Consider the following 14,797-nt stretch of genomic DNA (forward strand, 5'->3'; position numbering starts at 1 on the left):
GCTTTTAAGTGCCTGACCTTCGAATCTCGTCTTATCTAATCGTTAAGGGGATATAAACACCAAAAGTGATGTTCCTTCCCTGATTCAAAATCCCTTCAGCTTTTAACCTGTTCAAGTGATTCACATATTCCTTATCCAACAGGTTATCACCCGTTACATAAATTTTGAACGCTTGCTTATTAATCCTGATCCTTGAACCTATAGAGGCATTAAGTAGGGTATAGCCAGCGGTTTGAGTTTCAAAATTAGGATCAACCTTAGTTTGGCGGAGGTAATTATCAATGCCAATTGAGAAATAAGTGTCTTTTAAAGTAGTTGATTTAAGCCTCGGCTCAAGGCGTAACTCATTTCTCAATACTGGCGCCGGCATATAAGGAAGAGAGGTTTTTGTAAAACGATTTAAACCCCGGGTAAATGAGAGTGTATTCTCAAAATGAATCAATGAGGTTGGATGTAGCGTTAAGCCGGCTTCTAATCCGTAAAGGTTAGCATTATCCTGAACATATCTGAAAACGGGAAGGGTGCGTTCCTCTGCTTCGATAGTTTCGTTAGCTGTTTGCCTATAATAGATATAATTATCGATGTAGTTATTGAAAAGATTCAAATGCGCATCTATTTTATTGTTGTGAAACTCAAGTCCTGCATCGGCATAATAACTTCTTTCCGGATCCAGATTTGTGTTGCCGACCTCGTACCTGAAAGTGCCTTCGTGAACACCATTTGAGCTTAGTTCTGCAATATTTGGAGCCCTAAAGGCACTCCCGGCGTTTGCTTTGAAGGTAATGTTTTCATTGAAGTTATGAGTAAGCCCTATAGCTCCGCTTAAGTTTGAGAAATCATTAGAAAAATCGCCAAAAAGGACTTCATCGTCTTCAGGCATCTCTAAACCTTTAAAATGCCTGTAATCGAAACGCAATCCCGCGTTAATACTTGTATTAGCCCAGTTTCTTTTTATATAAGCAAATCCACCAATATCCTGGCTTTCGTAATCTGGAATAAGGATCTCTTCCGCCTTATTCTTACTGTTTTGGAACGATCCTGAAACTCCAATTACGGGTTCCCATTTCTCTGTATTATTGAAGTAGTATTTAAAATCGTAGCTATACGTTTTCAAGTCAAAGAATAAGGATGGATCCGAAGTGCTTTCCTCCAGCTCGCGCCTTTGGTTATCCTGAAAGGCAAGAGTGGATCTAAGCCGGCCCTTATTGAAAACGAACTGGTTGTTCAGTGCCAACTTGTAATGGTTGATATCTTGAAAAGGTAGATTTAGCTTACGGCTTTTATTTCCACTCAGGAACTCATTTGCATGAGATACCTCATGTTCTTCTTCCCCCTCCTCATGGTCTCCATGTCCAGGGATACCTAGCTTAGTGTTAAAACTTGAGAAGTTAAGATGCGTGTAGCCCCAGCTTTTGTTTAGGCCTATTTGAGCCGAATAATTAGTTTCATTAAAGGCACTGTTTGATGCCCTCCCTAAAGGCGTTTTATAGGCATAGGCGCTTTTATGAGTTCCTCGAGCTCTCCAGATAAAGCCCTTTGTATTGCCCTGAAGCATAGCCGAATTCCCGGATAAGCCGTTATTGCTGCCATAATTCGACAAAACTTCACCCTTTATTTTTCCCTCTGCAACTGGCAGCGGCTCGAGGATATTTATCACTCCACCCAGGGCATCAGATCCATATATTAAACTTGATGCTCCGCGAAGCACTTCCACGCGATCCGTATTATATTGGTCTATTTCTATTCCATGTTCATCCCCCCATTGCTGACCTTCCTGTTTCACTCCATCCGACAAGGTAATTACCCGGTTGTAACTCAGGCCTCTGATAACAGGCTTTGAAACCGCCGCTCCAGTTGTAATTTGAGACACTCCCGGAACTCTGGATATTGCATCAACAATATTGTTGGAAGGACGATTTAACATTTCTTCTTTGGATATCGAGGTTACTGCTGTGCTGTTTCTCCGGTTATCTGCACCAGATACCGTTCCTGTAACAACAACTTCATGAACTTCTATCAGACTCTCTGATAATATGATATTAAGGTTTGCAGTTTCACCCAAGTCTACTGTTTGAGTAAAGGTGCTATAACCCAGAAACCTTACTTCAAGTACAAATCGACCCTTAGTAGGAATCTTTTGAAAGAGGAACCGGCCATTTTCATCAGTATTTACAGAAATTCTAAGCTCGGGAATTGATACTATGGCACCTGCTACTGCTTGTTGTGAAATTGCATCGGTCACCTGTCCGCTCAGGGTGAGAGCAGCCGCAGACATTCTTGTTGCAAAGAGCAGTACGAAAAGAAATGTTGTAAGAGTTTTCATCTAAGTGGAATTATCAGGTAGTAGCTATATGATAATGGATCATAGCTGCCAAGTAGGTCACCGAAATGGTGAGTTATAAGGTGTGTTTGAACCAGCAAAGGGCAGGTTTCAGAGTTGATAACGAAAATTAATCAGCGAGCAGGTGGAGCCCGCAGTAAAATAAGAATAGGCTCAATAATAATGGAAAGAACCTTGTTTTTTGAGAAAAGTCGAATCCAGGGGATGTCTTCTGTCTGTTGCTCATCCGAAGGCGCGAAAAAAGCCTTGTCAATATGAAAGGCACAGGCAAAGCAAAACGAACCTTTTTTTGAAATGTGAACTTTATGAGTACAGTTGCCTGTTTGGCCGTAATCCGAGCACTGTATTTCATCATGATGATTATGCAGAAGGTCAAGAGGAAGTGCTACCACTGAAAAACATATCAGTAACACCAATGATAAAATACTCCTTATTAACCTTCCTCTAGTCATAGAACTTTGGTAACAAAAGTAGGTAAAAAAACAGCATGAGCAAAGGGATTCGGATCTAAGGGCTCAAACCAAGTCGCTGTTGACTACCCAATAGATAAGGTTAGTTCACAATAAGTTTGTAGCCCTTGCCGTGCACATTTATTATCTCAACTTTCGGGTCGTCTTTCAGATACTTACGTAATTTGCTGAGGAAAACGTCCATGCTTCGTCCGTTGAAGTAATTGTCATCATGCCAGATGGAAAGTAATGCCTCTTCTCTTGTCAACACCTGATTTTTTTTAAGGCAAAGCAAACGCAGGAGCTCGGCTTCTTTTGTTGAAAGCTTCTGCTGAAAGTCTCCCTTCTTTATAGTCTGAGAAGTATATTCAAAAATATAATCTCCAATTTGGAACTTGTCTGGGTCAGCTTCCTGAACCTTTTTTTCCTGATTGCCAACTCTTTTCAACAATGCGTTAATGCGGAGCAGCAGCTCTTCGATGCGGAATGGTTTGGTGATGTAGTCATCTCCGCCTAAAGTAAACGCCTCTGATTTATCTTCAATCATTGTCTTTGCTGTAGCAAAAATGATAGGTACAAGAGGATTGGCTTTGCGTATCTCTTTCCCTAAAGAGAATCCGTCTTTTTTGGGCATCATCACATCAAGAATACAGAGATCGTACTTATCTTTTGCAAATAACTTCGAACCCTCATCACCATCTCGTGCAAGCACAACATCGTATTTGCCTTTTAGCTGCAGGTAGTCCTGCAAAAGCATACCCAGGTTAGGATCATCTTCTACTAATAATATCTTTTTGCCTTTTAGCGCATCTGTATTGCTGAGCGTAGCTGTCATAAACATTTAAATATCCTTTGCATTTATCGGGAAACTTATTTCGAACTCTGAACCCTTGTCTTTCTCGCTTTTTACACGGACAATTCCATTATGTCTTTTAACGATGTTGTCTACATAGCTTAAACCTAAACCAAATCCTTTTACATCGTGCAAGTTGCCTGTAGGAATGCGGTAAAATTGTTCAAAGATTTTTGATAGCTGGTCTTTGCTCATTCCAATGCCATTATCTTTTACTCTTATTAACAGGTTTTTCCCGGCGTTCAACGTGCTGATCTTTATTTCAGGCTGCTCCTTGCTATACTTTAGGGCGTTATCAATAAGATTGAAAATAATATTGCTGAGGTGCAGTTCATCACCTTGAACAATGTCCCTGACGGCTTCCAATTGCAGCTCAACTTTAGCGTCTTTCTTCTGGAATTGTAAAGTGAGACTGTCTGCAATAGCCGCGATAAGGTCATTCATCTCAACCGGTTTAAAGTTAAGTTTAAGATCACCTTTGTCTATCTTGGCAATATTCAATACTCTTTCTATGTGATTACCCAAACGCACATTTTCATCGTAGATAATATTAGCAAGGCGATTGACCCTTTGTCTATCTTCCAGTATTTCAGGATCTTTTAAAGCATCACTCGCAATCATGATCGTAGCCACAGGAGTTTTAAACTCGTGAGTCATGTTGTTAATGAAGTCTGTCTTGATCTCCGAAATCTTCTTCTGACGGAAGATTATATAGATGGTATAGCCAAAGCAACTTAAAAGCATGATCAACAGTCCCACTGATGAAATAAGTACAGAATGCATATTCTGAAACATATAGGCGTTCCGGGTGGGGAAATCGATCGTCAGCAAGCCGCTTTCGTTGATCATATCTTTCGGGAAAAGAGCAATACTGTATAAATTATCAGGCTGTATTTGATTCTCTTTCCACGCCACCTGTTGAAATATAACTGAGTCGGTATTGGCAAGAGATATTTTATAATTATAGGGGATATGAATACCTCTATTGGCAAGTTCCGTTCTTAATAGAGTATCTACCGGACTAATCCTCTTTAGTAGCGGAATGTCAAAATGCTCGTATTCGTTAGCAATATCGATAAATATGTTCGTTTTGGGATTGACGGTTTTAGCAGAATCAAAGAAGCTTCTGATTTTCCTTATTTCGCGAGATTTTGCTTCTGTTAATGCAATTGCTCTCTCTCTGGATCTCCGATCCCGCTCTTTTTTCAGTTCCTCTTTATACTTGTCATTCACCTTAGGAAGGGAGATAACTCTTATCCCTGAATAAGGATCTTCTACTAGGTAATGAACGCTGTCTCTCAATGATTTACCAAAGCGATGAGGCCTTAGGCGTTCTTCATCTTCTACATATAATTCATGTACTTCATCCTGAAAAACCTGCCCATATGTATCGACTGATTGTCTGAGCTTAACTTGCAGCCTCACTTTATTCAATTGATTTGGATCCCTGAAATAAGTTTCATAGAAATCATTATCAATAGTCATTATTCTCGGAAAGCGCGAACGGAGGATGCTGTCTCGTGTTTGAAAGTCCTTGTCGATCTTACCTTTAATCAATCGAATGCGACCCTGGTGCTCCTCCTCACGTTTCCTAGCATCCTCCTGTTCCCTGGTTAATTGCTGGTCTCTTTTAAAACGTTCCTCTGCTTTTGCCTTTTCACTTACGAAGCGCTTGGCATCTTGCTTTATTAGTTTGTTTGCAACTTCACTAAGAGCACTGTTTACTGAAAGATCGAACAACTGCGCCTTCTGCAAGTACGACTCCCTGATAAAGTAATATTGCATAGCCATCACCCCGAAGAGCGCAATGCTCATCAAACCAATTATGAGGCTAATACTTTTCTTTTTCATCTCACACAAAAATACGTAACTGGTTGCCTCTCAATTATCCTTTAACAATTTTTAACAAGGCCTTAACAAAATAAAAAAACGTTGCGGTCTACTTTTGATTATAAATTTTCAAATCATGAAAGCACCATTACTTAACCTGTTCATTCCCGCCGCTTTAAGCTATGCTCTTGTTATGCCAACAGTTGAAGCTCAAGCTCAAAAGACTGTAAAGAAAACGATCGTCGTAGCAAATGGCGACACCACAATTAATGGCAGGCGTTTGAAAGAGATGGATAAGAAAGAGCGGGAAAGGTTTAATAAGGAGTTTAATGAGAGAGAGAAGCAACAGATAGAAGAGGAGATAGACGCATTGATAAAAAGGAAAGGAAGCGCTGATATTGTGATACGAAAGTTTCCTGGCCCCTTAAGCCTGGAGAATGCAGATATTCTAAAATTCCGGGAGGATAGTGGGAAATTAAGTCCTGATAGTATTACATGGAGTTTTCGTCATCGAATAAACAGCGACATGTTAGCGTTGATTCCTGCAGGCAACCTGGGGTTTAGACCAAAAGTCCATAAGCACGATCGCTTAATGCTTTTAGATGACCGGCGGGAGTTTAAAGACAAAAAAAATACTCAGACCCTTCATTTTCGTAATGTTGATAAGGATGGATTTAGTACAGAACTAAACTTTTTTGTAGAAGATTTAAATCCTGAGGAACAAAAAGTCGTTTTGGGGCAGGTAGCTGCAAATGTTAATTTAGCCGTTGAGGACTTTGCATTATTTCCAAATTTTTCTTCGGGAGATATCAATTTGTCCTTCCACTTAGGAACTAAGGGGACAACACTGGTAAAGGTGCTCGACGCAGAACATAAAGTGCTATTTACCGATAAGGTGAATGGGTTTAGCGGAACTTATCTTAAGCCAGTAAATATGGCGAAAAATGGTCTTTATTACATTTCTGTAAACCAAAACGGTAAATGGTTTGTAAGAAGGATAGTTAAAAATTAACTGAGGAACAAAGAAGCCCTTTCTCCGCGATGGAGAAAGGGCTCTTTATTATCGGTGTAATCACCTCTAATCGGTGAAATTATCAATTAAAACGGAAGGTCGTCATCTTGCGGTGCTGAATTAATATCAACCGGAGGAGCGTAATCAGGCATTGGAGCTTGTGCACCTTGTCCTGTAAGAACGTTAAGTCTCCAAACGATTAAGGAGTTGAAGTAAGCAGTTTTACCATTACGGTCTGTCCATGGGCGACCACGAAGGTTGAAGAAAACTTCAACATCATCACCTACTTTCACAGTATCAAACAGGTTTACTTTATCCTGCAAAGCTTCGAATTTTATATATTCAGGGTACTGAGGATTTTCAGCGTACTCAATGATCAATTCCCTTTTTTTGAATGTCTCCGTCACATTTTGAATTGGAGAAATTTCGTGAACTTTTCCTTTTATATCCATTGTCTTGTCTTTTTTCGAAAATCAAAAACCAAATCTGCCAATTTTAATTGATTAACTTCGCACAATATTATGCAAGTTTTCAACACTAACAGTCGTATTATTATAACGTGCAATAAGCGTTTATCGCCTTATCTTGTAAAGGAAATTGAAGGATTAGGGTTTGCTATAAAGCGAAGTTTTACCACAGGGGTAGAGATTGAAGGCAATGTAAATGATTGTATCAGTCTCAATCTAAACCTTCGTACAGCCAGCCAGGTACTTTATTCCTTAAAAACGTTCAAGGCTGCTAATCCAACTGAACTTTATGAGGAACTTGTACAGGTTGAGTGGGAGGAATATATTGATTTTGCAGGTTATTTCTCTGTTACCTCTGTGGTTAACAATGAGCATATAACCACGCCACTTTTTGCAAATGTAAAAGTGAAGGATGCTATTGTAGACAGGATCAAAGCTAAAAAGGGAGCGCGGCCTAATTCTGGTCCGGAACTAAATAAAACGGTTGTAAACCTTTACTGGCAGGCAGATAGAGCAGAAGTATTTTTGGATACGTCGGGAGAAACACTATCTAAGCATGGCTACCGCAAAATTCCGGGAAAAGCGCCGATGCTTGAGGCCCTTGCAGCATCAACCATAATGGCTACTAAATGGGATAAACAGAGCACTTTCATTAATCCCATGTGTGGTTCTGGAACGCTTGCTATTGAAGCTGCACTCCTGGCTACTGATAAAAGTCCCGGTCTTTTCCGTATGAATTACGGTTTTATGCATATTATCGGATATGATGAGCAGGTGTTCTTTACTGAGCGACGTAAGTTGAAAGACCAGGCAAAGAAACAGATCGAGTTTAAGATCATTGCGAGCGACCTCTCTCCTGATGCCGTAGACGTTGCCCAAAGGAACGCTAAAACGGCAGGGGTAGATCATTTAATAGAATTTCATGTCTGCGATTTTGCAGATACCCCGGTACCTGAAGATAAAAAAGGTGTAGTAATGTTTAACCCTGAATATGGGGAGCGTTTAGGTGTACATTCTAAGTTAGAAGCCACCTATAAACGTATCGGCGATTATATGAAGCAGAACTGTAAAGGCTACAACGGTTATATCTTTACCGGAAACCCTGACCTTGCCAAAAAGATAGGTCTTAAAGCTTCAAGAAGAATAGAGTTTTATAATGGTAAGCTGGATTGCCGCTTGCTGGAGTATGAACTTTATGAAGGGACCAAGAGGGAGGTTAAGGAGGATGAGCCTTATCAGTTTTAAAGTCACGAATTGAACGGATTAGACGAATTTACACGAATCATAGCGTCTAAAAAGAGAGAACACTAATTTAAAAGTTGTCACTAGTTTTACGAATTACACGAATTACACAAAGCTTAGCGCGTCAGTCAGAATGATAGGTCTGCATTTGGATTCCTGCTATTCGTATTAGGCCGCTTTACAGATTCGTGTAATTCGCGTAATTCGTGCTTTTTCCGTTCGTGCTGTTTGTAAATATCTTTAGCGCTACGTCAGGAATTCGTGAAAATTCGCTTAATCCGTGTAATTAGTGTTTTACTTTCTTTATTATCTCTTCAATCCTTAATTTCTGCTGTTCCCCACTCTTCATATCTTTTAAACTCAACTCGCCTGATTGCATCTCATCACTACCAATAAGGATCACATAGGGGATGTTTTTTCCATCTGCATAACCCATTTGTTTTTTCAGTTTTGCTGAAGAAGGGTAAAGTTCTGCGGCTATTCCTGCTGATCTTAATTGTTGTAATACAGGTAATGCATACGCCTCTGCTTCCGAGTCGAAATTGCTGATTAGAACTTTTGTTGTTTCTTCTGCACTTTCAGGGAATAATTTCAGCTCTTCTAATACGTCGTAGATCCGATCAGCACCGAAGGAGATCCCGGCACCGGTAAGGTTTTTTAAACCGAACATTCCGGTAAGGTCGTCATAACGGCCACCGCCACCAATACTTCCCATGGCCACTTCATTGGTTTTTACCTCGAAGATCGCGCCTGTATAATAGTTTAGTCCTCGGGCAAGGGTGATATCAAGTTCAAGTCTTTTGTTTGAGGAAAGGATTTGTGCATCAAGAGCGGAAATATATTTGAAAATAGATTCAATCTCTGCAATTCCTTTTAATCCTGTTTCTGACTCTTGCAAAACTGTTCTTAAACTTTCGAGCTTTTCTTCGTTGCTGCCTTCCAGAAGAATTACCGGTTTCAGTTTTTCGATATCTGCTTCTGTAAAGCCTCGCTCAATAAGTTCCTTTACAACCCCATCTAAGCCTATTTTATCAAGTTTGTCGATAGCAACTGTCATGTCGACGATAAGTTCTGGTTTTCCAATGATCTCCGCAATTCCGGAAAGGATCTTGCGATTATTGATCTTGATGGTAAAGTCCTTCAAGCCGAATTTGCTTAAAGCCTCATTGTAGATTAACACGAATTCGGCTTCGTTCAATAGGCTTTCTGAACCCACAACGTCTGCATCGCATTGATAGAATTCCCGGTAACGGCCTCTTTGAGGGCGGTCTGCACGCCATACGGGCTGGATCTGAAAGCGCTTGAATGGGAATGAGATATCGTTCTGATGCATAACAACGTACCGGGCAAAGGGAACTGTCAGATCGTAACGTAGTGCTTTTTCTGATATGTCAGAAATTAATGCGTTTGAATTATCTGGTGTTAATTTCTCTGGTTTTACTTTAGCCAGGTAATCACCAGAGTTTAGAATCTTAAATATCAGCTTATCGCCTTCGTCTCCGTACTTTCCGGTCAAGGTATTCAGATTCTCCATGGAGGGAGTTTGAATCTCTTGATAGCCGAACTTCTTAAAAACAGACTTAATGGTGTCGAAAATGTAATTCCTTTTCACCATTTCTGAAGGTGAAAAGTCTCTAGTGCCTTTTGGAACAGAGGGTTTAATGGTCGCCATAGCGGCAAAAGTACAAAAAGTGTGAGGTTAAGTTACTGCAAATATTTCTCCTTCATTACTTGAATATGGTGTTTTGCGTGGCCTGCGATTATGTATACCAGTGCTTTTGCGCTCATAGGATTACCGCTGGCATTGCCGATATAGGCCAATTGTTGCTCTGATAGAGAATCAATAAGGAAAAGAGTGGATCTTCGAACTGCCTCAAACTCCTGGATAAGGTTCTCCATATCCAATTTACCAAACTCTGAATATTTCATGAATTCATCCTGGTCAAATCCAGGAAGGGGGGTAGTATCCTTACGCGAGATCCTTAACAGTCGATAAGCCATTATTCTTTCGGTGTCTATGATATGACCTAAGAGTTCTTTAACGGTCCATTTTCCTTCTGCATAAGCATAATCAGCTTTAGCCAGGTTTGACCTTAAAAGGGTAGGAAAAGAAGTTTCCTGTTCTTTGATCTCTGAAATTACATCTTCACTTGCCGTATCAATATACCCTTGAAAGAATGCTCCATATTCCTCAGCTGTTGGTTTAGTCATTTAACTGCTTTTTAGTATTATCCTGAATGTTGTTCCCTTACCATATTCTGAGTCTTTTACAAAGATCTGTCCTTTATGGTAGTTCTCAATAATACGTTTTGTTAGTGAAAGTCCCAAACCCCAGCCCCGTTTACGTGTGGTATAACCCGGTTGAAATACGGTTTCAAACTTCATCCTGGGAATGCCTTTCCCTGTATCTGACACATCTATGAAAACCTGTCCTTTAGCTAAATTCTCTGTAATGCGAATTTCTATTTTGCCAGTTCCCTCAATGGCATTTACCGCATTCTTAAGTAAGTTTTCGATCACCCAGTCGAACAAAGGTATATTTAAAAGTGCTTCAACCTGCTTGTCTCCACTGATGATAAAGCTGATCTTGTCGCTTGCTCTGACCTTGAAATAATTAAGATAATCCTCAATAACGGTGAATACGACATGACTTTGGAGAATAGGTTTGGAACCGATTTTGGAAAACCGGTCGGCAACCATTTCAAGCCGTTTTATGTCGTTTTCCATTTCCAGCACCAGTGGATCCTCTTCGGCATCAAACTTTGACTTGATCAGTTCCGTCCAGGCCATTAATGAAGAAATTGGAGTTCCCAGCTGGTGAGCCGTTTCTTTAGCTAATCCGACCCATACGAGATCCTGCTCTGACCGCCTTGAGGAACTAAATACCAGGTAAGCTATGATCAGGAAAATTCCAATCACAGTTAATTGGATGGTGGGAAACACCCTCAGCTGTGTTAGTAATGATGAGTCTTTGTAGTAAACCGCCCACTTTGTTCCGTCCTGAAGGGAAATGATAATGGGAGGGTGTTGTGATTTCATCTCATTCAGCTGAGCTTTAAAATAGGCCGGGTCGTAAGTCTTGCGGGTATAGAGAGGGGATTCAAGGTTATTCTCGGCCTCGAGCGTATAATTAGTCTTTGTACTGTCTAAGCCCTTCCAATAAATGATGCTATCGCGTTCATCAACTACGATGGCAGGTACTGAAAGACTGTCACGGATTGAGTAGACGAAGGTGATGTACTCATCATTAATATCGGTTATCTCAAAGATCTTCTTATTACTAATTGCCCAAACTTCTGCACGTGTGCGTTCTGCTGCGGAAATGCCTTTAACAAGATAGTTACTATACCAGATGGAAACCGCACCTATAACAATGGCAAAGGCTAATAAGAGGAATTTCCATCGCCGCTTCTGTTCGTAAGGATTCATATCTCGCCCCTCCTTCCCCGAAAGGGGGAGTTCGTTAAAGCAGAATATTTTTGTAGCAAAATATTTAAGAGCATAAGCATCAATAGATCTATTAATTCCAACTTTAGGCTTATCGTCTTAATCTTTATATTCAACACCCATATTATAGAAAAGGAAGGCAAACTTATCGGTTTGCTCTGCAATGATCTGCGCTGTTGATTTTCCAGCCCCATGCCCTGCTTTTGTTTCTATTCTGATCAGCACGGGGTTCGAACCCTTGTGATATTCCTGTAATCGTGCAGCAAATTTGAAAGAGTGAGCGGGTACTACCCGGTCATCATGGTCGGCCGTGGTAACAAGGGTTGCGGGGTAATTTGCTCCTGTTTTTAAAGCATGATATGGAGAGTACTGGTTCAAATACTCGAACATCTCCTTCGAATCTTCCGCGGTACCATAGTCGTAAGCCCAACCAGCACCTGCTGTGAATTTGTTGTAACGCAGCATATCCAAAACTCCTACAGCCGGTAAAGCAACTTTAAATAGTTCAGGCCTTTGCGTCATACAAGCTCCAACAAGTAATCCGCCATTTGAGCCGCCTGAGATGGCAAGGTAATCTTTAGAAGTATATTTGTTACTGATAAGGTATTCAGCTGCCGCAATAAAGTCGTCGAATACGTTCTGCTTTTGAAGCTTAGTACCTGCAATATGCCATTTCTCTCCGTACTCACCTCCACCACGAAGATTTGGAACAGCAAAAATGCCCCCCTGCTCAAGGAGGATAATATTTGCGGTGCTGAAGCTCGGAGTAAGACTGACATTAAAGCCTCCGTACCCGTATAATATCGTAGGGTTATTGCCGTCTAGCTTTAAACCCTTCTTATGCGTAATGATCATTGGGACCTTAGTACCATCCTTCGATGTATAGAACACCTGTTTGGATTCATACTGCTCAGGGTCGAACTTAACTCCAGATTTTTTATAGACTTCTGATTTTCCGATTTCGATGGTGTATTTGAAGATGGTTGGCGGGTACACATATGAGGTAAATGTATAGTACAGCTCCTTTTCCTCTTTTTTAGCACCAAAACCTGAGGCTGTTCCTACTCCCGGAAGCGTGATAGTTCTTTCGAGCTTTCCCTGCATATCGTATTGTTGTACAAGGGAAGTAGCATCTTTAAGGTAATTAGCAAATATTTTGCCTCCACCGGTACCTGCATTCAAAACGTTCCCGGTTTCTCTAATAAAGTCTTTCCAATTAGATGTAGCAGGACTTGCAGCATCTACCGTTACTACTTTATTGTTGGGGGCGTTGAGATTGGTAGTGATATATAATGTACTCCCAAGATTGTCAAGCACATCGTGTTCGTTCTTCATGTCATTGATAACATTGACGATCTTGCTTCCTGGCTTACTGAGGTCCTGAATGTACAGCTCGTTCCCTGTTGTTGAATTGGCAGCTGTAATAACCAGAAAACGCTCATCTTCAGTTATAGATCCGCCAATATATCTTCTTGGGGTAGTTTCCCCTCCAAAGATCAGCTTGTCTTCACTTTGAGAGGTGCCCAGCTTGTGGTAATAGAGTTTATGGTATTGGGTTAATCCGGAAAGTTCGCTTCCTGCCTTGGGTTTATCATAACTGCTATAATAAAAGCCATCGTTTCCTTTCCATGCAAGGCCGGAGAACTTTACATCAATCAGCGTTTGGCCTATTTGTGTTCTATCATCGGTTTTTATTACTATCACCTTCCTCCAGTCTGATCCTCCTTCGGAGATCTGGTACGCCGCAAGGCTTCCGTCCTTCGTAAATTCAATACCTGCTAAAGATGTTGTACCATCTGAAGAAAAAGTGTTTGGATCTAGAAAAACTTCCGGTTCCTTACCTTCTTCCTGGCGATAAAGTACAGCCTGATTCTGTAAACCATTGTTTTTAAAATAATAAATGTATTTACCCTCCTTGAAAGGAGCACTGTATTTCTCGTAGTTCCAGAGCTTTTCTAACCGTTGCTTGATCTTATCCCTGTAAGGTATCTTTGCGAGATAACCCTGGGTGACTTTATTTTGTTCTATTACCCATGCTTTAGTATCTTCCGCCTGATCGTTCTCAAGCCAGCGATACGGATCCTGAACTTCTTTGCCGAAATAAGTATCTTTTGTATTGTCTTTCTTTGTGTTTGGGTAACTGATCATCTTTTTGTTTGATTGTGCGCTTACGTTAAAAGTAACGCAGGAAAAAATAAATAGGATACCAAGTTTATTCATAAAAACCATCTGGAGCAATTATAATAACAAGCATAAGTAGTGAGGGGAACTATAAAAAACACCTCAGAAATACATAAAAACGCATCGTTTTGTTGCAAATTACAATTTTCCTGACATCTTCGTACTTTTACCTCCGATGCCCGAACGTAATAAAATTTATTTTGCTTCTGACTTTCATCTGGGAGTTGCTGATTATAAGCTAAGCCGCTATCGTGAAGATAAAGTGGTGAGATGGCTTGATACAATTAAAGAAGACGCAGCAGAACTATTCCTGGTAGGTGATGTTTTTGATTTTTGGTTTGAATATAAGCGTGCTGTTCCGAGAGGTTTTATCCGGTTTTTGGGAAAACTGGCTGAACTTTCTGACGCAGGAGTAAAGATCACGATGTTTAAAGGAAATCATGATATGTGGATGTTTGGATACCTCACACAGGAACTGGGCATACAGATCATATCGAACGAACTTGTGATTGAACGAGGCGGAAAGAAGTTTTATATTCATCATGGGGACGGTTTGGGACCGGGTGACGCGAAGTATAAATTTTTGAAGAAAATATTTAGAAGCGATCTGTGTCAATGGCTCTTTGCGCGACTTCATCCGAACCTGGGAATTGGAATAGCCCTTTCCTGGTCGGCACACAGCAGAGCTACAGGTTTGAAAAAGGAAAGTTTTATGGGCGAGCAGCAGGAATGGCTGATCACTCATAGCAAAGAGGTTTTGCAGAAAGAGCACTATGATTACTTTATTTTTGGACATAGACATCTTCCTATTGACATAAGTCTTCCTGCGAATTCGCGTTATATAAATCTCGGAGAATGGTTAGGGTATAATTCTTATGGGGTGTTTGAAAATGGAGAAATGTTCCTTCGTTTTTTTGAAAATCCTGAAGGTGTTCCTGCTAACCATGTTTTAAGTGATGATGTTATAGGATAACA

At 40.5% G+C, this 14,797-nt stretch carries 11 protein-coding genes; 3 read left to right on the forward strand and 8 right to left on the reverse strand.

What is annotated here, in order from left to right; all coding sequences use genetic code 11:
* Window positions 1–31: 31 nt before the first annotated feature.
* The 3 genes from J4N25_RS09265 to J4N25_RS09275 all read right to left on the reverse strand — a co-directional run bounded on the left by J4N25_RS09265 (window position 32) and on the right by J4N25_RS09275 (window position 5,494).
* Window positions 32–2,323 carry a TonB-dependent receptor gene (locus tag J4N25_RS09265; protein ID WP_207421913.1) on the reverse strand — a complete coding sequence of 764 codons (2,292 nt, stop codon included), beginning with the start codon at window positions 2,321–2,323 and terminating at the stop codon, window positions 32–34.
* 570 nt (window positions 2,324–2,893) lie between these two features.
* The gene (locus tag J4N25_RS09270; protein WP_207421914.1) at window positions 2,894–3,625 is read right to left on the reverse strand and encodes a response regulator transcription factor; all 732 of its coding nucleotides are present in this window, start codon (window positions 3,623–3,625) and stop codon (window positions 2,894–2,896) included.
* 6 nt (window positions 3,626–3,631) lie between these two features.
* On the reverse strand, window positions 3,632–5,494 hold the full coding sequence (locus tag J4N25_RS09275) for a sensor histidine kinase (RefSeq protein WP_242695841.1): 1,863 nt from the start codon (window positions 5,492–5,494) through the stop codon (window positions 3,632–3,634).
* A 115-nt stretch (window positions 5,495–5,609) separates the two neighbouring features.
* On the opposite strand from J4N25_RS09275, the gene J4N25_RS09280 reads away from it, so the two are divergent.
* Window positions 5,610–6,485, forward strand: coding sequence for a T9SS type A sorting domain-containing protein (locus tag J4N25_RS09280; protein WP_207421915.1), 876 nt, complete (start codon window positions 5,610–5,612; stop codon window positions 6,483–6,485).
* Window positions 6,486–6,571: 86 nt separating this feature from the next.
* On the opposite strand, the gene J4N25_RS09285 is transcribed toward J4N25_RS09280, so the two are convergent.
* Complete coding sequence (locus tag J4N25_RS09285; RefSeq protein ID WP_207421916.1) at window positions 6,572–6,937, reverse strand: DUF3127 domain-containing protein; 366 nt, start codon at window positions 6,935–6,937, stop codon at window positions 6,572–6,574.
* A gap of 69 nt (window positions 6,938–7,006) precedes the next feature.
* Between J4N25_RS09285 and J4N25_RS09290 the strand changes: the two genes are divergently transcribed.
* Window positions 7,007–8,197, forward strand: a complete 1,191-nt coding sequence (locus J4N25_RS09290; protein WP_207421917.1) for a THUMP domain-containing class I SAM-dependent RNA methyltransferase — start codon at window positions 7,007–7,009, stop codon at window positions 8,195–8,197.
* 283 nt (window positions 8,198–8,480) lie between these two features.
* Here J4N25_RS09290 and hisS read toward each other — a convergent pair whose 3' ends face one another.
* The 4 genes from hisS to J4N25_RS09310 form a co-directional block, all read right to left on the reverse strand.
* The gene (gene hisS, locus J4N25_RS09295; protein ID WP_207421918.1) at window positions 8,481–9,866 is read right to left on the reverse strand and encodes a histidine--tRNA ligase; all 1,386 of its coding nucleotides are present in this window, start codon (window positions 9,864–9,866) and stop codon (window positions 8,481–8,483) included.
* A 32-nt stretch (window positions 9,867–9,898) separates the two neighbouring features.
* A complete protein-coding gene (locus J4N25_RS09300) occupies window positions 9,899–10,405 on the reverse strand; it encodes a DinB family protein (RefSeq protein ID WP_207421919.1) in 507 nt (168 codons plus the stop codon).
* Complete coding sequence (locus J4N25_RS09305) at window positions 10,406–11,623, reverse strand: sensor histidine kinase (RefSeq protein ID WP_207421920.1); 1,218 nt, start codon at window positions 11,621–11,623, stop codon at window positions 10,406–10,408.
* Window positions 11,624–11,740: 117 nt separating this feature from the next.
* Window positions 11,741–13,789, reverse strand: a complete 2,049-nt coding sequence (locus J4N25_RS09310; protein ID WP_242695842.1) for a prolyl oligopeptidase family serine peptidase — start codon at window positions 13,787–13,789, stop codon at window positions 11,741–11,743.
* Window positions 13,790–13,997: 208 nt separating this feature from the next.
* On the opposite strand from J4N25_RS09310, the gene J4N25_RS09315 reads away from it, so the two are divergent.
* Entirely contained in the window at window positions 13,998–14,795 is a 798-nt protein-coding gene (locus tag J4N25_RS09315; protein WP_207421922.1) for a UDP-2,3-diacylglucosamine diphosphatase, read from the forward strand.
* Window positions 14,796–14,797: the final 2 nt, after the last annotated feature.

It is taken from the genome of Desertivirga brevis, from assembly GCF_017355835.1.

Excerpts from the sequence above, each read along its gene's own strand:
- J4N25_RS09300 (WP_207421919.1), bottom strand. The coding sequence starts at position 10,405 with ATGACTAAACCAACAGCTGAGGAATATGGAGCATTCTTTCAAGGGTAT.
- J4N25_RS09305 (WP_207421920.1), bottom strand. The coding sequence starts at position 11,623 with ATGAATCCTTACGAACAGAAGCGGCGATGGAAATTCCTCTTATTAGCC.
- J4N25_RS09275 (WP_242695841.1), bottom strand. The coding sequence starts at position 5,494 with ATGAAAAAGAAAAGTATTAGCCTCATAATTGGTTTGATGAGCATTGCG.
- J4N25_RS09285 (WP_207421916.1), bottom strand. The coding sequence starts at position 6,937 with ATGGATATAAAAGGAAAAGTTCACGAAATTTCTCCAATTCAAAATGTG.
- J4N25_RS09310 (WP_242695842.1), bottom strand. The coding sequence starts at position 13,789 with ATGATCAGTTACCCAAACACAAAGAAAGACAATACAAAAGATACTTAT.
- J4N25_RS09315 (WP_207421922.1), top strand. The coding sequence starts at position 13,998 with ATGCCCGAACGTAATAAAATTTATTTTGCTTCTGACTTTCATCTGGGA.
- J4N25_RS09265 (WP_207421913.1), bottom strand. The coding sequence starts at position 2,323 with ATGAAAACTCTTACAACATTTCTTTTCGTACTGCTCTTTGCAACAAGA.
- J4N25_RS09280 (WP_207421915.1), top strand. The coding sequence starts at position 5,610 with ATGAAAGCACCATTACTTAACCTGTTCATTCCCGCCGCTTTAAGCTAT.
- hisS (WP_207421918.1), bottom strand. The coding sequence starts at position 9,866 with ATGGCGACCATTAAACCCTCTGTTCCAAAAGGCACTAGAGACTTTTCA.
- J4N25_RS09270 (WP_207421914.1), bottom strand. The coding sequence starts at position 3,625 with ATGACAGCTACGCTCAGCAATACAGATGCGCTAAAAGGCAAAAAGATA.
- J4N25_RS09290 (WP_207421917.1), top strand. The coding sequence starts at position 7,007 with ATGCAAGTTTTCAACACTAACAGTCGTATTATTATAACGTGCAATAAG.